The organism is Streptomyces sp. HSG2, from assembly GCF_016598575.1.
In the GTDB taxonomy this organism is placed as follows: domain Bacteria; phylum Actinomycetota; class Actinomycetes; order Streptomycetales; family Streptomycetaceae; genus Streptomyces.
On the sequence record NZ_CP066801.1, the window covers coordinates 681403 to 704504 of the forward strand.

At 72.4% G+C, this 23102-nt stretch carries 19 protein-coding genes; 11 read left to right on the forward strand and 8 right to left on the reverse strand.

All coding sequences use genetic code 11. The features are described from left to right. Positions 1-252: 252 nt before the first annotated feature. From JEK78_RS02530 to pssA, 9 genes are all read left to right on the forward strand, one after another. Entirely contained in the window at positions 253-2067 is a 1815-nt protein-coding gene (locus JEK78_RS02530; protein ID WP_200262466.1) for a 3-hydroxyacyl-CoA dehydrogenase, read from the forward strand. Between the two features lie 157 nt (positions 2068-2224). Further along, complete coding sequence (locus tag JEK78_RS02535; RefSeq protein WP_200262467.1) at positions 2225-3034, forward strand: TetR family transcriptional regulator; 810 nt, start codon at positions 2225-2227, stop codon at positions 3032-3034. Positions 3035-3480: 446 nt separating this feature from the next. After that, a complete protein-coding gene (ccrA, locus tag JEK78_RS02540; RefSeq protein WP_200262468.1) occupies positions 3481-4824 on the forward strand; it encodes a crotonyl-CoA carboxylase/reductase in 1344 nt (447 codons plus the stop codon). A gap of 105 nt (positions 4825-4929) precedes the next feature. Then, positions 4930-6948 (forward strand): protein meaA, encoded by a 2019-nt coding sequence (locus JEK78_RS02545; RefSeq protein WP_242483351.1) that lies wholly within the window; start codon positions 4930-4932, stop codon positions 6946-6948. Next, the gene (locus JEK78_RS02550) at positions 6945-7907 is read left to right on the forward strand and encodes a CoA ester lyase (RefSeq protein ID WP_200262470.1); all 963 of its coding nucleotides are present in this window, start codon (positions 6945-6947) and stop codon (positions 7905-7907) included. The genes JEK78_RS02545 and JEK78_RS02550 overlap by 4 nt, the downstream gene beginning before the upstream one ends. Positions 7908-7912: 5 nt before the next feature. Continuing rightward, the gene (locus JEK78_RS02555; RefSeq protein ID WP_200263953.1) at positions 7913-8425 is read left to right on the forward strand and encodes a MaoC family dehydratase; all 513 of its coding nucleotides are present in this window, start codon (positions 7913-7915) and stop codon (positions 8423-8425) included. 8 nt (positions 8426-8433) lie between these two features. Next, positions 8434-9639 (forward strand): acyl-CoA dehydrogenase family protein, encoded by a 1206-nt coding sequence (locus tag JEK78_RS02560; protein WP_200262471.1) that lies wholly within the window; start codon positions 8434-8436, stop codon positions 9637-9639. 169 nt (positions 9640-9808) lie between these two features. After that, on the forward strand, positions 9809-10465 hold the full coding sequence (locus tag JEK78_RS02565) for a phosphatidylserine decarboxylase (protein WP_200262472.1): 657 nt from the start codon (positions 9809-9811) through the stop codon (positions 10463-10465). A gap of 55 nt (positions 10466-10520) precedes the next feature. Beyond that, positions 10521-11303, forward strand: a complete 783-nt coding sequence (pssA, locus tag JEK78_RS02570) for a CDP-diacylglycerol--serine O-phosphatidyltransferase (protein ID WP_200263954.1) — start codon at positions 10521-10523, stop codon at positions 11301-11303. 60 nt (positions 11304-11363) lie between these two features. On the opposite strand, the gene JEK78_RS02575 is transcribed toward pssA, so the two are convergent. The 7 genes from JEK78_RS02575 to JEK78_RS02605 form a co-directional block, all read right to left on the reverse strand. Further along, a complete protein-coding gene (locus tag JEK78_RS02575) occupies positions 11364-12581 on the reverse strand; it encodes a glycerate kinase (protein ID WP_200262473.1) in 1218 nt (405 codons plus the stop codon). Positions 12582-12633: 52 nt separating this feature from the next. Continuing rightward, complete coding sequence (locus JEK78_RS02580; protein ID WP_200262474.1) at positions 12634-13128, reverse strand: methylated-DNA--[protein]-cysteine S-methyltransferase; 495 nt, start codon at positions 13126-13128, stop codon at positions 12634-12636. A 7-nt stretch (positions 13129-13135) separates the two neighbouring features. After that, complete coding sequence (locus tag JEK78_RS02585) at positions 13136-14605, reverse strand: AlkA N-terminal domain-containing protein (RefSeq protein WP_200262475.1); 1470 nt, start codon at positions 14603-14605, stop codon at positions 13136-13138. A 153-nt stretch (positions 14606-14758) separates the two neighbouring features. After that, on the reverse strand, positions 14759-16300 hold the full coding sequence (locus JEK78_RS02590; protein WP_200262476.1) for a hypothetical protein: 1542 nt from the start codon (positions 16298-16300) through the stop codon (positions 14759-14761). Beyond that, on the reverse strand, positions 16297-16929 hold the full coding sequence (locus tag JEK78_RS02595; protein WP_200262477.1) for an ATP-binding cassette domain-containing protein: 633 nt from the start codon (positions 16927-16929) through the stop codon (positions 16297-16299). The genes JEK78_RS02590 and JEK78_RS02595 overlap by 4 nt, the downstream gene beginning before the upstream one ends. 164 nt (positions 16930-17093) lie before the next feature. After that, complete coding sequence (locus JEK78_RS02600; protein WP_200263955.1) at positions 17094-18503, reverse strand: NAD(P)/FAD-dependent oxidoreductase; 1410 nt, start codon at positions 18501-18503, stop codon at positions 17094-17096. A 122-nt stretch (positions 18504-18625) separates the two neighbouring features. Continuing rightward, the gene (locus JEK78_RS02605; protein WP_200262478.1) at positions 18626-19474 is read right to left on the reverse strand and encodes an inositol monophosphatase family protein; all 849 of its coding nucleotides are present in this window, start codon (positions 19472-19474) and stop codon (positions 18626-18628) included. Positions 19475-19789: 315 nt separating this feature from the next. Here JEK78_RS02605 and JEK78_RS02610 point away from each other — a divergent pair, with 315 nt between their 5' ends. Together JEK78_RS02610 and JEK78_RS02615 are read left to right on the forward strand one after the other, a co-directional pair. After that, entirely contained in the window at positions 19790-20584 is a 795-nt protein-coding gene (locus JEK78_RS02610) for a class I SAM-dependent methyltransferase (RefSeq protein WP_200262479.1), read from the forward strand. A gap of 435 nt (positions 20585-21019) precedes the next feature. After that, a complete protein-coding gene (locus JEK78_RS02615) occupies positions 21020-21691 on the forward strand; it encodes a hypothetical protein (RefSeq protein ID WP_200262480.1) in 672 nt (223 codons plus the stop codon). Between the two features lie 22 nt (positions 21692-21713). On the opposite strand, the gene JEK78_RS02620 is transcribed toward JEK78_RS02615, so the two are convergent. Next, positions 21714-22997, reverse strand: coding sequence for an aspartate aminotransferase family protein (locus JEK78_RS02620; protein ID WP_200262481.1), 1284 nt, complete (start codon positions 22995-22997; stop codon positions 21714-21716). Positions 22998-23102: the final 105 nt, after the last annotated feature.

A 23102-nucleotide genomic window follows, 5' to 3' on the forward strand; every position in this document is an offset into this window, starting at 1 on the left:
GTTCTCCTCGTGGCGGTCTGGTGACGCGGCCGGCGCGAGGGTCGTCGGTTCGGTACTTCGGTACCGCAGTACGACACGGCCTCGGGACAGGGCCGGTCGATTCCCGCCGCCGAGCGGTCGTGCCACACGCTCGGGTCCGCACAGGGCGGGCGAGTACCTCGGTTCGGCATACCACCCGCCCCACCGCACCCGCCGGAGCGTCGCGGCCCCGGGGGCGGTTTCCCGTCGTCACCCTCATTCCTGGAGTCCGCGATGGCCTCTCCCCTGTCCGAGACACCCTCCTCCCCGCAACCCGCCCTGCGGACCGTGGCCGTCGTCGGCCTCGGCACGATGGGCACCGGCATCACCGAGATCCTGGCCCGGGCCGGGCGCGACGTCGTCGGCATCGACGTCGGCGAGGCGCGGACCGCCAAGGCCGTCGCCGCCCTGGAGACCTCCACCGCCCGCGCCGTGGAACGCGGCCGGATGACGGCGGGCGAGCGCGCGGACACCCTGGCGCGCGTCACGACGGCCACAGAGCTGAGCGCGGCGGCCGACGCCGATCTCGTGATCGAGGTGGCCCCTGAGTCCTACGAGATCAAGCAGCAGATCCTGAGAGAGCTGGACGGGATCGTGCGGCCCGAGGCGATCCTGGCCACCGGCACCAACGCGCTGTCGGTCACCCGGCTGGCGGCGGACTCGGCTCATCCGGAACGGGTGTTGGGCCTGCACTTCTTCAACCCCGCCCAGGCGATGAGGCTGGTCGAGGTCGTGTCCTCGGTCCTGACGTCGCCCGGGGCCGTCGCCGCGGTCACCGACCTCGCGCTGGACCTCGGCAAGGAGCCGGTGGCCGTCGGGGACCGACCGGGGTTCGTCGCCGACGGGCTGCTGTTCGGCTACCTCAACCAGGCCGCGGCGATGTACGAGGCCCGGTACGCCTCGCGTGAGGACATCGACGCGGCGATGCGGCTGGGCTGCGGGCTGCCGATGGGCCCACTGGCCCTGCTGGACCTGATCGGCGTGGACACCGCCCGTACGGTCCTGGAGGCCATGTACGCGGCGTCCCAGGACCGGTTGCACGCGCCGGCGCCCATCCTCAAGCAGCTCGGCGAGGCCGGGTTGACGGGGCGCAAGGCAGGGCGCGGTTTCTACACCTACGCCGCTGCGGGCAGCGACGAGGTGGTGCCGGACGCGCTCACCCCGAAGCCGGACGCCGCCCTGGTTCCCGGCCGGGCGATCCGCTCGGTGGGAGTGGCCGGCTCGGGCACCATGGCGTCGGGCATCGCCGAGGTCTTCGCCCGCTCGGGCTTCGAGGTGGTTCTCGCGGCGCGCGGGATGGAGAAGGCAGAGGCGGCACGGGACCGGATCGGCGCGTCCTTGGTCCGAGCGGTGGATCGGGGGCGGATGACCGCGGAGGAGGCCACCGGGACCCTGGAGCGGATCACGCCGGCCGAGGGATACGACGCCTTCGCCGACGTCGATCTCGCGGTGGAGGCGGTGGCCGAGGACCTGGACGTCAAGCGGCAGTTGTTCGCCACGCTGGACAAGGTGTGCAAGCCGGGGGCCGTGCTGGCGACCACGACGTCGTCCCTGCCGGTCGTGGCCTGCGCCCGGGCGACGTCGCGCCCCCAGGACGTCGTCGGCATGCACTTCTTCAACCCGGCTCCGGCGATGAAGCTGGTCGAGGTGGTCCGCACCGTGCTGACCTCCGACGACGCCCACGCCACAGTCCGGGAGGTCTGCGCCGGAATCCGCAAGCACCCCGTTGACTGCGGGGATCGGGCCGGATTCATCGTGAACGCGCTGCTCTTCCCGTATCTGAACAACGCGGTCAAGATGGTGCAGGAGCACTACGCCTCGCTGGACGACATCGACACGGCCATGAAGCTGGGCGGTGGCTACCCCATGGGGCCCTTCGAGCTGCTGGACGTGGTGGGACTGGACGTCTCGCTGGCGATCGAGAGGGTGCTTCACCGCGAGTTCCGCGACCCGGGCCTGGCACCCGCCCCCCTGCTGGAGCATCTGGTGGCCGCGGGCTGCCTGGGCCGGAAGACGGGACGCGGTTTCCGGGAACATGCCCGGCGCTGACCCCGCGCCCGGCGACGGACCCGGGGGCGCCGACGGCTGGGGCGGACTCCTCGGGCCGGCCGCGCCCGGCTCCGGCCCGGCGGCGCCCGCTTCGGGCCGGGCGGCGCCCGGCCGGGGTCGGGCGCACGCGCCGCCCCCCATGCAGTACGTTCGGGTCATGTCCCAGCCCGCCAGGTCCTCACGATCCGCCACCGCGCCCGAGGCGCCCGAGAGCGCCGCGGGCGGGCGTGCCGCGGCCCAACGATTGCGCATGCGCCGGGAACTGGCGGCGGCCGCCATGGAACTCTTCGCGGCCAAGGGATACGAGGCGACCACGGTCGACGAGATCGCGGCCCGGGCCGGGGTCGCCCGCCGTACCTTCTTCCGCCACTTCCGCTCCAAGGAAGAGGCGATCTTCCCGGACCACGACGACACCCTGGTCCGCGCCGAGGCGGTCCTCAACGCGGCGCCGGCACACGAGCATCCGTTGGACACGGTGTGCCGGGGGATCAAGGAGGTCATGAGGATGTACGCGGCGCGCCCGGAGATCTCGGTCGCCCGCTACCGGCTGACCCGCGAGGTGCCCACCCTGCGCGAGGCGGAGATCGCCTCGGTGGCCCGCTACGAGCGTCTGTTCACCCGCTACCTGCTGGGGCACTTCGACGAGCACGCGCACGACGACGACGCCAACGACGACCCCCTGCTGGCCGAGGTCGCCGCCTCGGCGGTGGTCACCGCGCACAACCACGTGCTGCGGCGGTGGCTGCGCGCGGACGGGCACGGAGACGTCGAGGCGCAACTCGACCACGCGTTCGCCATCGTCCGGAAGACCTTCGGCAACGGAATCGGCGCCGGGCGGGCCGGTGACTCCGACCAGGCTCGGGACTCGGAGCCGGACGGCGCGGAGGTCCTGGTGACCGTGGCCCGGACCGACGCCCCCCTGGACGCGGTCCTGCGCACCATCGAGGCGGCCCTGCGGGAGCGCTGAGCGCGCCCCCGGGCCGACGGCGCCCCGGCCCGGGTCTTCGAAGAGCGGCCACCCGTTCGGGTGGCCGCTCTGTCATATCAGGACCCGTTTTGCTCCAGGCTCTACCATGAGTTCGATCGATCATCGCTCATTTGCGCAATGCCGATTTCACCTGAGAGCAATTTCTGGCACTCAGTGCCTTGCGAGGTGACACGCCGTGTCATACGTTGAAGGGGTCCGGGCGGCCGGCGCGCAGCGACCCTTCGTGCGCCGGCTGTCCCAGCAAGCCGACGGCTCGCCTGCCCGGACGCCTGCGTCACAGGCACCCTCCCGCGCCACCCGGCGCCGCAGCACCACACCCCGCGCCGAACCGACGGCACCCCCCTGACCCCGGACCCCCGGGACCCCGCAGCACCGACGTATCCCTCAGCGCCCGGTTTCGGGCGCTCGACGCCGGAGGCAACACCGTGACCACCAAGGCCATCCTGGACGCGATCCAGTCCCCCGAGTCCACCTCGGCCGACTTCGCCGCCCTGCCGCTCCCCGAGTCGTACCGGGCGGTGACGGTGCACAAGGACGAGACGGAGATGTTCGCGGGCCTCGCCACCCGCGACAAGGACCCCCGCGAGTCGCTGCACGTGGACGACGTCCCCGTGCCGGAACTGGGACCCGGCGAGGCCCTGGTCGCGGTGATGGCCTCCTCGGTCAACTACAACTCGGTCTGGACGTCGATCTTCGAGCCGCTGTCGACGTTCGGGTTCCTGGAGCGCTACGGGAGGCTCAGCGAGCTGACCAAGCGCCACGACCTGCCTTACCACGTCATCGGCTCGGACCTCGCGGGAGTGGTCCTGCGCACCGGCCCCGGGGTGAACTCCTGGCGCCCCGGCGACGAGGTCGTCGCCCACTGCCTGAGCGTCGAACTGGAGTCCTCCGACGGGCACAACGACACGATGCTCGACCCGGAACAGCGTATCTGGGGGTTCGAGACCAACTTCGGCGGACTGGCGGAGATCGCCCTCGTGAAGTCGAACCAGCTGATGCCCAAGCCGGACCACCTCAGCTGGGAGGAGGCCGCGGCCCCCGGCCTGGTGAACTCCACCGCCTACCGCCAACTGGTCTCCCGCAACGGCGCCCAGATGAAGCAGGGGGACAACGTCCTGATCTGGGGCGCCAGCGGCGGCCTCGGTTCCTACGCCACCCAGTTCGCGCTGGCCGGCGGCGCGACTCCGATCTGCGTGGTCTCCAGCGAGCAGAAGGCCGAGATCTGCCGCCGGATGGGCGCCGAGTCGATCATCGACCGGAACGCGGAGGACTACCGTTTCTGGCGGGACGATCACACCCAGGACCCTCGGGAGTGGAAGCGCTTCGGCAAGCGGATCCGCGAGCTGACGGGCGGTGAGGACGTGGACATCGTCTTCGAGCACCCGGGCAGGGAGACCTTCGGCGCCTCCGTGTACGTCACGCGCAAGGGCGGCACCATCGTCACCTGCGCGTCGACCTCCGGCTACGACCACCAGTACGACAACCGCTACCTGTGGATGTCCCTGAAGCGGATCATCGGCTCGCACTTCGCCAACTACCGCGAGGCGTGGGAGGCCAACCGCCTGATCTCCAAGGGAAAGATCCACCCGACGCTGTCCAAGGTCTACCCGCTGGAGGAGACCGGGCAGGCCGCGCACGACGTGCACCGCAACGCCCACCAGGGCAAGGTCGGCGTGCTGTGCCTGGCGCCCGAGGAGGGACTGGGCGTGCGTGACCCCGAGAAGCGGGACAAGCACCTCGACGCCATCAACCGCTTCCGCGACATCTGAGCACACCCGAGGTCACCCATGACTGAGCGTCAGCCCTCCTCCGAGCGTCCGAATCCCGAGCCCGCCCCGCGCCAGAAGCCCCGCGACAAGGACCGTCCATGGCTCATGCGCACCTATGCCGGGCACTCGACGGCCGAGGCCTCCAACGAGCTGTACCGGCGCAACCTGGCCAAGGGCCAGACGGGTCTGTCCGTGGCGTTCGACCTGCCGACCCAGACCGGCTACGACGCCGACCACGTCCTGGCCCGCGGCGAGGTGGGCCGGGTCGGCGTGCCGATCGCGCACCTGGGCGACATGCGCCGACTGTTCCGGGACATCCCTCTGGAACAGACGAACACCTCCATGACGATCAACGCGACGGCGATGTGGCTGCTGGCGCTCTACCAGGTCGTCGCCGAGGAGCAGGGGGCGGACATCACCCGGCTCAGCGGCACGACCCAGAACGACATCGTCAAGGAGTACCTCTCCCGTGGAACCCACGTCTTCCCGCCGGGGCCCTCGCTCCGGTTGACCACGGACATGATCGCGTACACGGTCTCCCACATCCCGAAGTGGAACCCGATCAACATCTGCAGCTACCACCTGCAGGAGGCGGGAGCCACGCCCGTACAGGAGATCGCGTACGCGATGTCCACGGCGATCGCCGTGCTCGACGCCGTCCGCGACTCCGGGCAGGTGCCGCCGGAGCGGATGGGGGACGTGGTCGGCCGGATCTCCTTCTTCGTCAACGCCGGCGTCCGCTTCGTCGAGGAGATGTGCAAGATGCGCGCCTTCGGCCGCATCTGGGACCGGGTGACCCGGGAGCGGTACGGCATCGAGGACGCCAGACACCGCCGCTTCCGCTACGGGGTGCAGGTCAACTCCCTGGGCCTGACGGAGGCCCAACCCGAGAACAACGTCCAGCGGATCGTGCTGGAGATGCTCGCCGTGACCCTCTCCAAGGACGCCCGGGCGCGCGCCGTGCAGCTGCCCGCCTGGAACGAGGCGCTGGGCCTGCCGCGCCCCTGGGACCAGCAGTGGTCGCTGAGAATCCAGCAGGTGTTGGCCTACGAGAGCGACCTGCTGGAGTACGACGACATCTTCGAGGGCTCGAAGGTGATCGAGGCCGAGGTGGCCCGGTTGGTCGAGGAGTCCCTGGCCGAGATGGGTCGCGTCGAGGACATGGGCGGCGCCATGGCCGCCGTGGAGTCCGGATACCTCAAGTCGCGCCTGGTCGCCTCGCACGCCGAACGGCGTGCCCGGATCGAGTCCGGGGAGGAACGCGTCGTCGGGGTCAACGCCTTCGAGGGTACGGAACCGAACCCGCTGACCGCCGACCTGGACACCGCCGTGCAGACCGTCGACCCGGCCGTCGAGGCGGAGGTGGTCGCGGCACTCCGCGAGTGGCGCGCCACCCGCCAGGAGGCCTCGGATCGACAGGGGAAGGGCGACCCGTACGTCCATCCGACCGTCGCCCAGGCACTGGACGCCCTGAAGGACGCGGCCCGGTCCGACACCAACCTCATGGCGGCCACCCTGGAGTGCGCTCGCGCCGGGGTCACGACCGGCGAGTGGGCCGGTGCGCTGCGGGAGGTCTTCGGCGAGTTCCGGGCACCGACCGGGGTGTCCTCGGCGCCCGTGACGACCGTCGGGCAGGCGGGCACCGCACTCGCCCGGGTCCGCGAGGTGGTGGAGCTGACCGCGCGGGACCTGGGGGTGGGGAAGCTTCGTTTCCTCGTCGGCAAGCCCGGCCTGGACGGCCACTCCAACGGGGCCGAGCAGATCGCGGTGCGGGCCCGGGACGCGGGGTTCGAGGTGGTGTACCAGGGCATCCGGCTGACGCCGGAGCAGATCGTGGACGCCGCCGTCGCCGAGGACGTGCACGCGGTGGGGCTGTCGATCCTCTCCGGTTCCCACGCCCGGCTCGTCCCCGACGTGCTGGAACGCCTCCGTGTGGCCGGCGCCACGGACATACCGGTGATCGCCGGTGGCATCATCCCCGGAGGGGACGCCGAACTGCTCCGGGCCGCCGGGGTCGCCGCGGTGTTCACCCCGAAGGACTTCGACATCACCGGGATCATCGGCCGGATCGTCGACGAGATCCGACACGCGAACAAGCTCGACCCTCTGGAGGTTCCCGCATGACGACCGTCAACCGCCCGCGCCCGCGCCGTTCCTGTCTGGCGGTTCCGGGAAGCAACCCCCGCTTCCTGGAGAAGGCCCAGGGCCTCCCCGCGGACCAGGTGTTCCTCGACCTGGAGGACGCCTGTGCCCCGCTGGCCAAGCCGGAGGCGCGACACACCGTCGTCAAGTTCCTCAACGAGGGCGACTGGACGGGCAAGACCCGCGTCGTGCGGGTCAACGACTGGACCACGGAGTGGACCTACCGCGACGTGGTCACGGTCGTCGAGGGCGCGGGCCCCAACCTCGACTGCGTCATGCTGCCCAAGGTGCAGAGCGCCCAGCACGTGGTGGCGCTCGACCTGCTCCTGACCCAGATCGAGAAGACCATGGGCTTCGAGGTGGGACGGATCGGCATCGAGGCGCAGATCGAGAACGCCCAGGGCCTGAACAACGTCAACGAGATCGCCGCGGCCTCGCCCCGCCTGGAGACGATCATCTTCGGCCCGGCCGACTTCATGGCCTCCATCAACATGAAGTCGCTGGTCGTCGGCGAGCAGCCGCCGGGTTACCCGGCGGACGCCTACCACTACATCCTGATGCGGATCCTGATGGCCGCCCGGGCGCACGACCTGCAGGCGATCGACGGTCCCTACCTGCAGATCCGCGACGTCGACGGCTACCGGGAGGTGGCGCGTCGCGCGGCGGCCCTCGGCTTCGACGGGAAGTGGGTCCTGCACCCGGGCCAGGTCGAGGTGTCCAACGAGGTCTTCTCGCCGTCCCAGGAGGACTACGACCACGCCGAGCTGATCCTGGACGCGTACGCTTACCACACGTCCGAGGCGGGCGGCAAGAAGGGCTCGGCGATGCTGGGCGACGAGATGATCGACGAGGCCAGCCGGAAGATGGCGCTGGTCGTCGCGGGCAAGGGGCGCGCCGCCGGCATGCGGCGGACCAGCACGTTCGAGATCCCGGAGGCGTGAGACAGATGCGGTTCGGACGCACCTACGAGGAGTTCGAGGTCGGGGCGACGTACAAGCACTGGCCGGGCAAGACGGTCACGGAGTACGACGACCACCTGTTCTGCCTCCTCACGATGAACCACCACCCACTCCACATGGACGCCAACTACGCCGAGCGGACGACGGACTTCGGCAAGAACGTGGTCGTCGGCAACTACGTCTACTCGCTGCTGCTCGGCATGTCCGTGCCGGATGTCTCCGGCAAGGCCATCGCCAACCTGGAGGTGGAGTCGCTGCGGCACGTCGCGCCGACCTTCCACGGCGACACGATCTACGGCGAGACCACCGTGCTGGACAAGCGGCCTTCGAGGTCCAAGGACGACCGGGGCATCGTCGAGGTCGAGACCCGGGGTCACAACCAGGACGGCACGCTGGTGTGCGTGTTCCGCCGCAAGGTCATGGTCCCCACCGAGACGTATGTCAAGGAACGCGGCGGAGAACAGCCCGGCCGCCCCGAGCCCCTGCCCCGGGAGAAGTGAGAACCCCGATGAGCCGACTCGCGCAGACCGCCGGCCTCAGTGACGTCCAGCAGGAGATCGTCTCCACCGTCCGGGACTTCGTGGACAAGGAGATCATCCCGGTCGCGACCGGGCTGGAGCATCGCGACGAGTACCCCCAGGAGATCGTCGACGGGCTCAAGGAGCTGGGGCTCTTCGGCCTGATGATCCCCGAGGAGTACGGGGGGCTGGGAGAGTCCCTGCTCACCTACGCCCTGTGCGTGGAGGAGATCGCCCGCGGCTGGATGTCCGTCTCCGGCATCATCAACACGCACTTCATCGTGGCGTACATGCTCAAGCAGCACGGGACGCGGGAGCAGCGGGAGCACTTCCTCCCCCGGATGGCGGCCGGGGAGGTGCGGGGCGCCTTCTCGATGTCGGAGCCGGCGCTGGGCTCCGACGTGGCGGCGATCACCTCGAAGGCGGTGCGGGACGGCGACGACTACCTGTTGAGCGGCCAGAAGATGTGGCTGACCAACGGCGGCACCTCCTCGCTCGTCGCGATCCTGGTCCGCAGTGACGAAGGTCACTCCGAGGGCACCGCCCCGCACAAGTCGATGACGACCTTCCTGGTGGAGAAGGAGCCGGGGTTCGGCGAGGTGCGCCCCGGCCTCACCATCCCCGGGAAGATCGACAAGATGGGTTACAAGGGGGTCGACACCACTGAACTGATCATGGACGGGCTGCGGGTTCCCGCCGATCGCGTCCTCGGCGGGACCACCGGCCGGGGCTTCTACCAGATGATGGACGGCGTGGAGGTCGGCCGGGTCAACGTCGCCGCGCGCGGCTGCGGCGTGGCCCAGCGCGCCTTCGAACTGGGCGTCTCCTACGCGCAGCAGCGCCACACCTTCGGGCGGCCGATCGCGGGGCACCAGGCCGTCCAGTTCAAACTGGCGGAGATGGCCACCAAGGTGGAGGCCGCCCATGCCATGATGGTGAACGCCGCACGCAAGAAGGACTCGGGTGAGCGAAACGACCTCGAGGCGGGGATGGCCAAGTACCTGGCGTCGGAGTACTGCAAAGAGGTCGTGGAGGACGCCTTCCGTATCCACGGCGGCTACGGCTTCTCCAAGGAGTACGAGATCGAGCGTCTCTACCGGGAGGCGCCCATGCTGCTGATCGGCGAAGGCACCGCCGAGATCCAGAAAATGATCATCGGCCGGCGGCTGCTCGAAGAGTACCGAACCCAGGGCTAGATGTCCGGAAACGGGGTGTCATCCAGGAGAAACAGATCACACCCCGTGGGCGCTCTTCGGCCGCCGACTCGGCTTTCCGACTTACCCAGTTGCCCCCCGGAGCCGCTACGATCGCCGGAAAGCCGCCGTCCCCGTCGAAGCGCGGCCTTATCCGCTACGAAGGTCATCCATGCCCCACAGCCCAACCTCTGCACCTCGCGACAGCCTCGGTGGCGTACGCCTCGCGCGCGGAGCATCGCCGTGGCTCCTGCCGACCGTCGCCACCGCGGCCGTCAGCCTGGTCCGCGCCCGCCGCTCGGGAGCCGCCAAGGCCGTCGCCGTCCCCGCCACCGCGCTCGCCGCGGGCATGCTGTGGTTCTTCCGGGACCCCGAACGCGAGATCACGGCGGGCCGGGTCGTCTCTCCGGCCGACGGCGTGGTGCAGAGCATCATGCCCTGGCGGGACGGTCGCACCCGGGTCGCCATCTTCATGAGCCCGCTGAACGTGCACGTCAACCGCGCCCCACTGGCCGGCACCGTGACCTCGGTCGAGCACGTGCCCGGGGGTTTCGTTCCCGCCTTCAACAAGGAGAGCGAGAACAACGAGCGGGTGGTGTGGCATTTCGACACCGAACTGGGCGACATCGAGATGGTCCAGATCGCCGGTGCCGTGGCCCGTCGCATCGTCCCCTACCTGCCCAGGGGCAGCAAGGTCGAACAGGGTGACCGGATCGGCCTCATCCGCTTCGGCTCACGGGTCGACCTGTATCTGCCCGAGGGCGTGGAGGTGGCCGTGGAAGTCGGCGAGAAGACGGTGGCGGGGGTGACCCGCCTTGACCGTGATTGACCCGGAGCCCAAGGCGGGCTGGGTCCCGGAGGCCGACGAGGCCGACGACGAGGAGATGCCGCTCTCACTGCGACTCTCCATAGCCGACACCCTCACCCTGGGTAACGCCACCTGCGGCTTCATGGCCGTGTACTTCACCACCACGGGCATCCTGATCCCTCACCTCATGGGGAGCCAGGAGACGGGCATGGCCCGGCACAGCGCGGCCACGGCGGTGATCCTGATGCTGTGCGCTGCGGTCTTCGACCTCTTCGACGGCCTGGTGGCCCGCAAGCTGCGCAGCTCGCCGATGGGGGCCGAGCTGGACAACCTCTCCGATCTGATCAGCTTCGGGCTCGCCCCGGCCTACTTCGTCCTCGTCTACGGCATGGTGGCCGACGACGCGCATCAGCGGGTGGCCGCCGTCGGGGCGATCGTGGTGCTCCTGGCGGTGGTGCTGAGACTCGCGCGGTTCTCGTGCGTCACCGTCAAGGACGGCACCTTCCAGGGCATGCCCTCGCCGTTCGGCGCGCTCACGGTGGTCTCCATCGTCCTTTTGGAGTTGCCCTTCGCGGCGACACTGCTGGCCATCGTCGGGACCGCCTGGCTCATGGTGAGCCGGGTCGAGTACCCCAAACCGCGCGGGCGGCTCGCCGTGGCCATGCTGTCGTGGATCGTACTGAGCATGGGGCTGCTGGCTGCCTGGGCCTTCGACGCCCCGAGCGGTCAGCTGCTGCTGCAGACGGGCTGTGCCCTCCAACTGGTGATGGGCGCGGTGATCCCGCTGTTCGCCACGGCACGCCGGGTCCACCACTTCCGCGGCAACCGGCGGGAGGCGCGCGCCGCGCAGCTGCCGTAGCGGAGCGTCCGGGTGAGGGCCCCGGTCGGGGAGCGCCGATGCGCTTGCGGACCGGGGCCCTCACCCTTCTCGGGGTACCTCTCCCCGGGCCCTCCGTCGCTCCGCTCCACCGAGATGGTCGCGGGCCAGCCGTTCGGCCACCCGCTCCACCAACGGCCCCGCCTCGGCCATGCTCCGGGCGGGATCGGGCTCGACGTCGGTCAACGGGTACGCCCGGCCGATCCCGAGACGTCGCAGCCGCGACCCCGACAGCGCGAGGCGCCCGCACACCGCCACGACCTCCCTGCCCTCGGCGCGCGCGGCCGCGGCGACGCCCGCCGGCACCTTGCCGCGCGGAGTCTGCGCGTCCAGCGACCCTTCCCCCGTGATCACCAGGTCCGCGCGTCGGATCGCCTCGGCACCCCCCAGCACGTCGAGCACGACCTCCACCCCCGGTCGAAAACGCGCCCCCGACAACAACGCCGCGAACCCCAGCCCGCCGCCGGCGCCCGCACCCGGCGACTCCGCGCACGCCCCGGCTCCCGGGCCGACCACGCCTTCCAGCACCCGGACGAGACGGACGAGCGCCGCGTCGAGGACGCGCACCTCGTCCCGCGAGGCCCCCTTCTGCGGCCCGTAGACCGCGGCGGCGCCCCGTGGACCGGTCAGTGGATTGTCGACGTCGCCCGCCAGCACCAGCTCCACCCCGGACAGTCGCGGGTCCGCCCCGGACGGATCCACCGCGGCGAGCATGGTGAGCCCGGCGCCACCCGGGCCCACCGGCGCTCCCTCCGCGTCCAGCAGCCGCCAGCCGAGAGCGGCCAGCATGCCCGCCCCTCCGTCGGTGCTCGCGCTTCCGCCGACACCGAGCACCACGGTGCGCGCGCCGTCGTCCAGGGCTGCCCGCAGCAGCTCACCCGCGCCGTACGTGGTCGCGGTCAGCGGGTGCGCCCGCCCTCCGGGCAGCCGGCCCAGGCCGCCGGCCTGGGCCGTCTCCACCACCGCGGTGTCGCCCCGCAGCGCGTAGACGGCGACGACCCGGCGGCCGGTGGGCCCGGACACGTGTGCCTCCCGCCGCGCGAAGCCGGCGGCGAGAGCCGCCTCGACCGTGCCCTCCCCTCCGTCGGCCACGGGCAGCACGGCGACCGGCACGTCCGGTGACGCGCGACGCACCCCAGCGACGACGTGGTGAGCCACCTGGGCACCGGTGAGCGACCCTCGGAACTTGTCGACGGCCACCAGCACCCCTCCCCGGCCCTCGGCGCCTTCGCGACCGCTCCTCCTGGGATCTCCGGTCATGTCGTCCCCCCTCCGGCGCCGGCCTCCGCCACCGCGCCTCCGCCCGACCGGCTCAGAACAGCGCCGTCCCGCGTTCGAAGTCCAGCAGCCGCCTCTTGCGTTCCAGACCTCCGCTGTACCCGGTCAGCGTGCCGCCGGCTCCGACGACACGGTGGCAGGGTACGACGATGCCGATGGGGTTGCGCCCGTTGGCGAGACCGACCGCCCGCGACCCGCCCGGGTTGCCCAGCTCCTCCGCCAGTCGCCCGTAGGTACGGGTCTCGCCGTACGGAATGGCGCGCAGGCGGTCCCACACCCTCCGCTGGAACGGCGTCCCGATCATGCGAAGCTCCAGGGTGAACTCCTCCAACTCGCCGGCGAAGTAGGACTCCAACTGCTCCACCGCCTCGTCGAAGGGGCGCCGGTCCGGATCGCCGAGACTCTCCTCGGGGGGACGGTGCCGCTGCCCGGCCATGTACAGCCCGCACAGGACGCCCTCCTCGGCGACCAGGGTGAGGGAGCCGTAGGGGCTGTCGGTCACGGTGTGCTGTCGTCGCGCGTCGCTCATGGGTTCCTCACATGGGAAGGGTGTTGACGGGGTGGTCCTCGGTCGCCCAGAGGTACTGGACGGCGTAGGCACGCCAGGGCCGCCAGGCGGCGGCGCGGGTGGTGAGCGCCGCCGGGGTCCCCGGCAGGCCCGCGCGGCGGGCGGCTCTGCGGACGCCGAGGTCGGTGGAGAGGAAGGCGTCGGGGTCGCCGAGCCCCCGCATCGCGATCACGTCGGCCGTCCAGGGGCCGATGCCGGGCAGGGCCAGCAATCGGGCCCGGGCCCCCGCCCAGTCGTTCTCGGGGCCCAGGGCGAGGGAGCCGTCCGCGAGAGCGCGCACCAGTCCGGCGAACGTGTCACGGCGGGTCCGAGGCAACGCCAGGGTCGCCGGGTCCACGTCCGCCAGTGTCGCGGCAGCCGGGAAGAGGCGTGTGAGGCCGCCCTCGGGGTCCTCCACCGGCTCACCGTGCGCGGCGACCAGACGCGCCGCGTGGGTACGGGCGGCGGCGGTGGACACCTGTTGTCCGAGGACCGCGCGGACCGCGAACTCCTCCTCGTCCACCGTGCGTGGCACCCGGCGTCCGGGGGCCCGGGCGACGAGCGGCGCCAGCAGGGGGTCGTCGCGTAGTTGCGCGTCCACCGCGACCGGGTCCGCGTCCAGGTCAAGGAGCCTGCGGCAGCGGCTGACGGCCGTGGTCAGGTCTCGCGGGTCGCTGAGCACGAGCCGGCAGGCGATGTGGTCGGGGGCCGGTGACAGCGCCACGATGCCGTGGCCGTACGGCAGGCGCAGCGTCCGACGGTAGGCGCCGTCGCGCCACTCCTCCACCCCCGGTACGGCCGTGGCGACCAGATGCCCGAAGAGGTTGTCCGGATGGAGGGGGGTCCTGAAGGGCAGCCGGAGGGTGAGCGCGCCGGTGGTGCCGCTCGCCCCGGGACCGGGCGCCCGGCCGCGCAGCTCCCCCGGGCTGAGGGCGAAGACCTGCCGGACGGTGTCGTTGAAGGCGCGCACGGAGGAGAAGCCCGCCGCGAAGGCGATCCGCGCCATGGGCAGCCGGGTGGTCTCCACCAGCACCCTGGCCGTCTGGGCCCGTTGGGCGCGGGCCAGCGCCAGCGGACCGGCCCCCAGTTCCGCGAGCAACTGGCGCTCGATCTGCCGGGTGCTGTACCCGAGCCGCCGGGCCAGGCCGGGCACGCCCTCGCGATCGATCACGCCGTCGGCGATCAGTCGCATGGCGCGTGCGGTGAGGTCCGCGCGACCGTTCCACTCCGGCGAGCCGGGGCTGGTGTCGGGGCGGCACCGCTTGCAGGCCCGGAACCCGGCCTGCTGGCAGGCTGCCGCACTGGGGTGGAAGGTCATGTTCTCCGGTCGGGGGACGACCGCCGGGCAGCTCGGTCGGCAGTAGATCCCGGTGGTCAGGACAGCGGTGTAGAACCAGCCGTCGAACCGCGCGTCCTTGGAACGGACCGCCCGCGAACAGCGCTCGGCGTCACTGTGCATGCCCTTGTGCATAGGTCCAGGATGTCCCAGGGAACCCGTCGAGGCCGGCAGGAATGCGACATGAGGCTCACCACTGCGGACGCGTGCGGCCGTCCGTCTTCGACGGCCGGGCCCCCGCCCACGCGCCCCGGGCCCACCGGTGATCCGGCGCGCTCAGGCGTCCCGGACGCCGGGCCGCCCCGCCCGGCGCACTCCCGCCCACACACAGCACGCCGCGAGAAAGAACGCGAGACCGGTCGCGCGGGCGGCCGAGGGCATGGCGTGTGTCAGGGCCGCCCCGACTACCACGACGACGACCCCGTCGAACTGCCAGAGCAGCAGACGCGGCCCGGAGAGGTCGCCCATCGGGGTGGGGAGGGGCGTCAGCAAGCGAAGCGGCAGGTGCGACTTCATCTCCCGCAGATACCGCGCGCCGAGGACCAGGACGGCCGAACCCGCGATCAGAAGGCAGGTCTCCCCCGGCGAGCGCTCCCCGGCCGGCCACCGCGCCGCTGTCGTGAGGGCCGCGGCCGACGCCATGACGGTCACCACGACGAGGAGGGGCCAGGCCAGCGCCTCGACGCACCGTGTCCACCAGCCGCCGCCGAACAGTGGGGGGAGCGTCGACTGGTCACGCACGTCGCGCCAGGCCTCGCTCACCCAACCCGCTCCCAGATACGCCAGGAACGCGCCCGACACCCAGAGCCACGCCGCCGGACCACCCGCGCCTTCGGCGGCGCCCACCGCCGACAGGACTCCGGCCGCCGCCGTCAGGGCGATGCCCGCCCCCGTGCGCCCGGGGGTGCGCGCGGCCCGCACCGCGCCCCGGGACAACGGCCCCCGGGGTCGTCCGTCCGGCCTCAGCAGCGAGCCGCCGAGCCCACGCGGCTCGGGACGGTAGAGGTCGAGCGCGTGATGCGCGGTACCGGTGACCGTGTAGGTGCGGGCCTGGTCCGCGCGAGCCGACCAGCGGACCAGGAGGCCGAGGTCGACCTGGGTCGCCGACCGTAGGGCGAGCCGCCCGACCACCGCCGCCGTGACGGCCGGCGCGCTCGCCGCGATCCACGCGCCGGTGACGCCCTCCCCGAGGAGACGTCCGGTCGTCGCGACGGTGAGACCTCCCGCACCCACCAGTGCGGCCAGGGCGAGGTTCTCGGGTACCGTCCGCACCTGCCCCCAGAGCCACGCGGTGGCCGCGAGGGCCGCCGCCCCCAGAAGCGGCAGGGCCGCGACCGCCGCGACGGCCGGTCGATCGAGAGCGTCGGTGCCGAGATGGACACCGAGACCGCCCAGGACGAGGACACACCCGGCCATCGAGGCGAGGCGACGCCGGGCGACCGGGCCCAGGTACTCCTCCGGGGGAAGGTCGGTCGAGACGAAGACGTGCAGCGGGAGCGGCGGGAGGAGCAGCGGACCCCAGATCCGACCGGCGATCTGCGCCGCCCAGCACACCGGGGCGGCGGCGACGCACAGCGCGGTCGCCGCCGAGGCGGGGGACGTCAGGGAGACGGGGGCCTCGGCGCGACTCGCGGCGTGGAGGGCCGGTATCAGGAAGAACCCGGCGAAGAGGGCGAGGAGGTACAGCGTGAACAGCCGGTCCCGGACCGTGACGTCGCCGTCCGCGCGACGGAGCCGGCGTCGTACGGCACGGACGCGTTCCCGGGGGGCGGGGCAGACCGACGGACCGCCTTCGGTCGTGGCGGCTCGCGACCTCACACCAACTCCACGCGTCCGTGGCAGGCCTCGATCAGGACGGGATCGTGGGTGGCGAGCAGGAACGCGGTCCCACGGGCGGCGCGTTCGGCGATCAAGTCTGCCACGCGGGCGAGGTGAAGGCGGTCCAGATGCCGCTCGGGCTCGTCCAAGAGGACGAGATCGGCCGGGCGGACGCACGTCATGGCCAGCGAGAACAGCTGGGCCTGACCCGAGGACAGCTGGTGGGGGAAACGCCTTGTCGAAGACCCCAGCCCGAGTCGCTCCACGACGGCTTCTGTTCGGCCGACGGTGTCCGGGGTGTCGCCGTACCAGGACGCGGCGACCAGGGTGATCTGCTCACCGACCGTCATGTCACGCGCGATCGGTATCGGCTCCACGAGCGAGGCCACGAGCCGCCGATACCGGCGATCGGTCGGATCCGGGGCCTCGCCCAGCACCGAACAGGAACCCGCGGTGAGGCGTCGAGCGCCCAGGAGGACCCGCAGCAGTGTCGTCTTCCCCGCCCCGTTGCCGCCGGTGACACACCAGCACTCGCCGGCCCCGATCCGCAGGGTGGTCGGCGGGAGGAGCGTGGCCCCGTCCGCGGTCACCGTGGCGCCCTCGGCCACGACCATGGGTGCTCCGACCATGTCCCCTCCCCCGAGCCGACGGCGTGGACGCTCACTCTAGCGGCGCTCTTCACGGCGACACCGACCCTGGCGGGCCGACCGCGGGACTCGGAGATCGACGCCGCGCGCCTCGATGGACCCGACCGCCGACAGCGGAGCCTCGCGCGGCAGCCGTTCGACCCCGGTCAGCTACGCCGCAGTTGCCGCCACACCGCCTTGGCGGCGTTGTGACCGGACATGCCGTGCACGCCGGGGCCGGGCGGGGTGGCCGACGAACAGATGAAGACCGCCGGGTGCGGCGTCGAGTAGGGGAAGAGCGTGGGCCTGGGACGCAAAAGGAGTTGAAGACCGGAGACGGCTCCGGCGGCGATGTCCCCGCCGACGTAGTTGGCGTTGCGGGCGGCCAGCTCCGGAGGGCCGGCCGTGGCGCGTGCGAGCACACGGTCGCGGAATCCGGGGGCGAAGCGTTCCAGCTGGCGCTCGACGGCGTCCGTGAGGTCGCCGGTCCAGCCGGCTGGCACGTGCCCGTACGCCCAGAACACCTGCTTGCCGGCGGGCGCGCGATCGGGGTCGGCGACCCCGGGCTGCACCGTGATGAGGAAGGGTCGGTCGGGTGCCCGGCCGGCGCGGGAAACGGCGTACAACGCGGTGCCGATCTCGGTGCTGTCGGCGCCGATCTGGACCGTGCCGGCGGTACGCGCCTCGGCGGCGGTCCACGGGACCGGGCCGTCCAGCGCATAATCGATCTTGAACACGCCCGGCCCGTAGCGGTAGCCGGAGCAGTACCGACCCAGCCCCGCGATCCGGGCCAGCGCCGTGGGCGAGGTGTCGAAGACGTAGGCGCGGGCCGGCGGCAGGTCGTCCAGCCGCTTGACCTCGAAGTCGGTGTGCACCACCCCGCCGAGTTCGCGGAGGTACCCGGCGAGGGCGTCGGAGACCGACTGCGAGCCGCCGCGGGCCACGGGCCAACCCCGGGCGTGCGCGGCCAGGGCGAAGACCAACCCGACGGACCCCGTCGCGAAACCGCTGAGCGGTGCCATCACGTGCGCGACGAGCCCGGCGATGAGGGTCCGCGCCCTCTCCTCCCGGAAGCGGCGCATCAGCCAGGTGGCGGGCGGCAGTCCGGTCAGCCCGAACCGGGCCAGGGTGATCGGGTCTCGGGGAAGCGCGCTCGACGGCAGGGACATGAAGTCCCGGGCGAGGGTGTCCCACCGAGGCAGGAAGGATTCGATCAACCGGCGGTAGGTGCCCGCGTCGCGAGGTCCGAAGGAGGCCGCCGTCTCGGCGACCGAGCGCGAGAGCACCGCCGCGGTGCCGTCCGGGAAGGGGTGCGCCATGGGCAAGGGGGCGTGAAGCCACTCCAGTCCGTGGCGCTCCAGCGGCATCCGGCGGAACGCCGGGGAGTTCACACCGAGGGGATGGGCCGCCGAGCACGGGTCGTGACGGAACCCGGGCAGGGTCAGCTCCTCGGTACGGGCCCCGCCCCCGATGGTCTCCCTGGCCTCGAAGACGGCGACCGACAGTCCTCGGCGCGCCAGTTCGACAGCGGCCGTCAGGCCGTTGGGCCCGGCCCCCACCACGACGGCGTCCCACATCGACGGCACCTGCGACCCCTTCGTCGGCCGATGGCTACTGGCTCCAGGATAGGCCGCCGCTTCCTGGGGGGTGCGCCCGCCGCGAGGCCTCTCGGGCACCCGAGGCACCCGAGGCACCCGGGTCAGGAAGCGCCCTTCGCCAGCAGCCCGGACACGCGGCGGGCGGTGGCGGTGTCACGGGCCGCGGCGAACGGCAGGGTGTTGCCGCCTCCGATGCGGAACGGCTCACCCGAGCGGGTCATCTGCGCCCCGCCGGCCTCCTCCACCAGAAGCAGCCCAGCGGCGTGATCCCAGGCGGCCTCCCAGGAAAACGCGGTCGAGTCCAGCTCGCCTCGGGCCACCGCCAGGTACTCCAGTCCCGCCGATCCGCAGGGCCTCGGCGCGACACCTCGAACGCGCAGGCCCAGCAGGGCGCGCTTCTCCTCCCGCGTGGTGAAGTCCGGGTGGGAGGTGGCCACCCGCAGCGCCCGCCCCGGTTCCGGGCTCCCCGAGCGGAGCGGCTCGCCTCCGAGGAACGCCCCGGAGCCTCGTATCGCGCGGGCGAAGAGATCCAGTGCGGGGGCGTACGTCCAGGACGCGAGCACCCGGCCGCGGAACGCCAGAGCGACCAGCGTGCAGAAACCGGGGTCGCCGTGGACGAACTGTCGGGTGCCGTCGAGCGGGTCGACGATCCACACCGGGGCCTGGCCGCGAACGGCCTCGTAGGACGACGGATCGGCGTGCACGGCCTCCTCTCCGACCACCGCGGATCCGGGCAGCAGGGCCCCGAGCACCTCGGTCAGGCGCGCCTCCGCCTGCCGATCCGCCTCGGTGACGAGGTCGTGAGGCCCGCTCTTGCGACGCACCTCCCCGGCGCCCAGGCGGCGCCAACGCGGCATGATCTCCCGCGCGGCGGCCTCGCGGACCGCCTCCTCGACGTCGTCGGCGTGCCGGGTGAGAAACCCGTCGATGGTTCCGGTGTCCTCGATCATGGCTCAATAAGAGCACGCGCTGCCGACAAACCGTGCCGGCCCCGTGCACCGAGGATGGCCGGCGGGCGAACGGACGGTGCGCACAGCGGCGGGCGGCACCCCGGCGGGGTGGACCCGGCCGTCGGGTGGCTCCGGCACGCGAGCGGACGCCTGTCGCTCGCCCGTCCCGTCGGAGTCGACCGACGGGCCTGCCCGGCGGGGGCGTCGTCAGTCGGCGCCGGCGTGTCCCGACGGGCATGTCCGCCGGGCCCGCTGGGTTCGCGAGGACGACAGACGGGCGCGCGGGGCGCGTGACGACCTGCTAGGAAGGGACGGATGGACGAGTCCGAGTGGCGGCGTTTCGTCGCGCTGTACCACCGTGAGCACCCGGGAATCACCGAACGACTGCTGAGCCTGGCCGAGACGTCCCCTTACGGCTGGTTGACCGACGCGCTGCGCGGGTCCGGCGGCCCCGTCCTGGATCTCGCCTGTGGATCCGCCCCGACTCGTGAGAAGTTGCCGGACGTCGACTGGGTCGGGATGGACCTCTCGGCGGCCGAACTGGCCGAAGCCCGCCGCCTTGGACGCGGCCCGCTGGTCACTGCCCGTGCCGATGCCCTGCCCGTCGGGTCGGGGAGCGTCGACGCGGTGTGCGCGGCGATGTGCCTGCCGGTCCTCACACCGTTGCCCGCGGTCCTCGCCGAGGTCCGCCGGGTGCTCCGGCCCGGAGGGGTGCTGGCGGCCCTGGTGCCCTCCGGATCCGGCCTCTCGCTCTCCGGCGCGCTGGGATGGCTCCGGGTCATGGCCGCGCTGCGCGCCGTCCGGCAGCCGTGGCCCAACCCGGGTGCCAGGGACGGGCTGGGCGGGGTGTTGAGCGCGGCGGGGTTTCGGGTCCGCTCCGACGAGCGGCGTGTCTTCCCGCTCGTCGTCGAGTCCGCCGGGGCCGCGGCCGTCGTCGTCGACGCCCTCTACCTCCCGGGGTCCACCCCTCGGCGGTCCCGGGCGGCACGGCGCTCCCTGGGCCGCTGGGCGGGCCCGGGGCGTCGCCTGGAATTGCCGCTGCGGCGCGTGGTCGCCGTGCTTCCCTCCGACCCGCCACGGGTCGGCCCGGACCGAGAGGGGTCGTCGTGAGCCGCCCGCCGGCGCCTTCGCCCGCCACCCGGACCACTGTGGCGGCCAGTGCCGTGGGCATCGCCCCGGGAACGATCGTCCACACCGGGCCGCGCGGCGTCCTGGGGTCCCCGCTCTCGCCAGGGCTGTGGGCGGCCTTGGCGGGGCTTTCGCTGCCGAGCGCGGGAGGTTGGCGGGCCGCGGCGGATCAGGGCCCGGGGCACGGGTCCGGCCCCGGACTCCGGGGACGGACCGGCCGGTCCGGGGTGACCTTGCCCAGGGTCGGCGGACCGCCCGGGGAGGGCCGGGGTGGGGCGGGCGGGGTACGGGGCGGGCATCGGGTCGGGTGACCGGTAACGATCCGTCGGCTCTTCCTCCCCACAGGGACTCGTGTGACACTGGCGCTCCGTCCACGGTGCGGCCCGCTCCCGCACCGTCCTGCCCGAGAGCCCCTCCGTGTCCCTGCCCCTGCCGCTCACTCTCGCCGCCCGGTTGACGCCCGTCGTGGTACTCGCCGTCGCGGGCTGGGCCATGACGTCCGGCCCCCTGGCCGCCGCGCCGTCCGCGGAACCCGAGGCCCTCCGGGAGACCGTCGCACCGTCGCCGTCGCCCTCGGGAGCCGCCTCCCAGGCGGCGCCGACGACGTACACCACGGCCCCCGAGCCCTGCGAGGCCCTCACCGAGGAGACGGTGTCCTCGCTGGTGCCGGGCGCGGAACCGGAGGGCAAGGAGATTCCGTCGCTCGACGCCTCGGTGCGGCGCGTCTGTTCCTGGAACGCGCTCGACGGGTACGAGTACCGCTGGCTCGACATCTCCTTCGAGGTGGCGCGGTCGGACGAGGCGGCGCGTACGTCCTACGAGGAGCGGGCCGAGGAGCGCTCCGGCGGCGGCGAGGTGCCGGGGGTCGGCGACGCCGCGTACTCGGTGGTGAACCTCACCGAGGAGGACGGGCAGGAGACGCGCGAGGGCGCGGTGCTGGTCCGTGTGGCGAACGCGGTCGTCGTGGTCACGTACGACGGCAGCGACTTCGAGACGGGAAAGGCACCGGACACGGAGGAGATCAACAAGGGGGCCATCCTGGCGGCCAAGGAAGCCGTCGAGGCCCTCGGCGACGCGGACTCCGGCTGACGGCCGCGCTTCCCGGCCGTCGTCAGAGGCCGCGCAGCGCGCGGGCGAGGATCTCGGCGCCCTCCTCCGCCTCCGCCACGGTGAGGCTGAGCGGCGGTGTGACGCGCAGGGTACTGGTGCCGTAGCCGCCGCCCTTGCCCACGAGGAGGCCGCCGGAGCGCGCCTCCTCCAACACGGCGGAGGCGGCCTCCGGGTCGGCCTCGTCGGTTCCGGGCCGGGTGAGTTCGACACCGAGCATCAGTCCGCGCCCGCGTACCTCCCGGACGTGCGGGACGCCGGCCGCGACGCCCCGCAACCGTTCGAGGAGCAGTCCCCCGACTCTCCTGGCGTTGCCCTGGAGGTCGTGTTCCAGCAGGTGGGTCAGGTTGGCGAGGGCGGCGGCCATGGTCACCTGGGTACCGCCGAAGGTGGAGAGGCTGTTGGCGTCCAGGCAGTTCATGATCTCCGCACGGGCGATCACCCCGCCGACGGACATCCCGTTGCCGAGTCCCTTGGCGAACGTGACGATGTCGGGCGGGCCACTGCGGGCGTGCGCCTGCCACCCCCAGAAATGCTCGCCGGTGCGGCCCCAACCGGTCTGCACCTCGTCGGAGATCCAGAGGATGCCCCGGTCGCGCAGCACCTGGCGGAAGGCGGCGTAGAGTCCGTCGGGCGGCGAGGTGAAACCGCCGACCCCCTGGATCGGTTCGGCGATCAGGGCGGCCGGTGGTCGGGTCTGGCCGAGCAGGTCAGTGAGGTCGTCCACGCAGGCGGCGATGAAGCCGGCGTCGTCGAGGTGCGCGTAGGGCCCGCGGGTGCGGACTCCACCGTGGACGTAGAGGGTCTGAAGAGGCGACAGGGAGGTCGGGGACCAACCGCGGTTGCCCGTGACACCGACGGAGCCGAACGACCGCCCGTGGTAGCTGTTGCGCATGGCCAGCACGGTGTTTCCGCGCCGATGCGTGGTGGCCAGCAGCAGGGCGGTGTCGTTCGCCTCGGTGCCGGACGTGGTGAAGAAGACCCGGGCATCCGGAATGCCGCTCAACTGAGCGATGCGCTCCGCGAGTTCGACCATGGGGCGATTGAGGTAGAGCGTGGAGGTGTGGACGACGCGGTCCGCCTGCTCGGCGATGGCCCGGGTCACCTCGGGCAGGCCGTGCGCGGTCATCGTGGTCAGGATGCCGCCGAAGAAGTCGAGGTAGCGGTTGCCCTCGGCGTCCCAGACGTGGCGCCCCTCGCCGCGCGTGATCTCCAGCGGATCCTCGTAGTAGAGGGTCAGCCAGTCCGGCAGGACGGCGCGGTGACGGCCCAACAGGTCTCGGGTCACGGTCTCACCGACTTCCGCTTCCGTGCCGGAGCGGAGTCCGCCGCCCGGTGGCACGTGGGGCCGGGGTGAAGCGGGTCGGCGCCGGCGGGACCCCCCGGGGCTCGA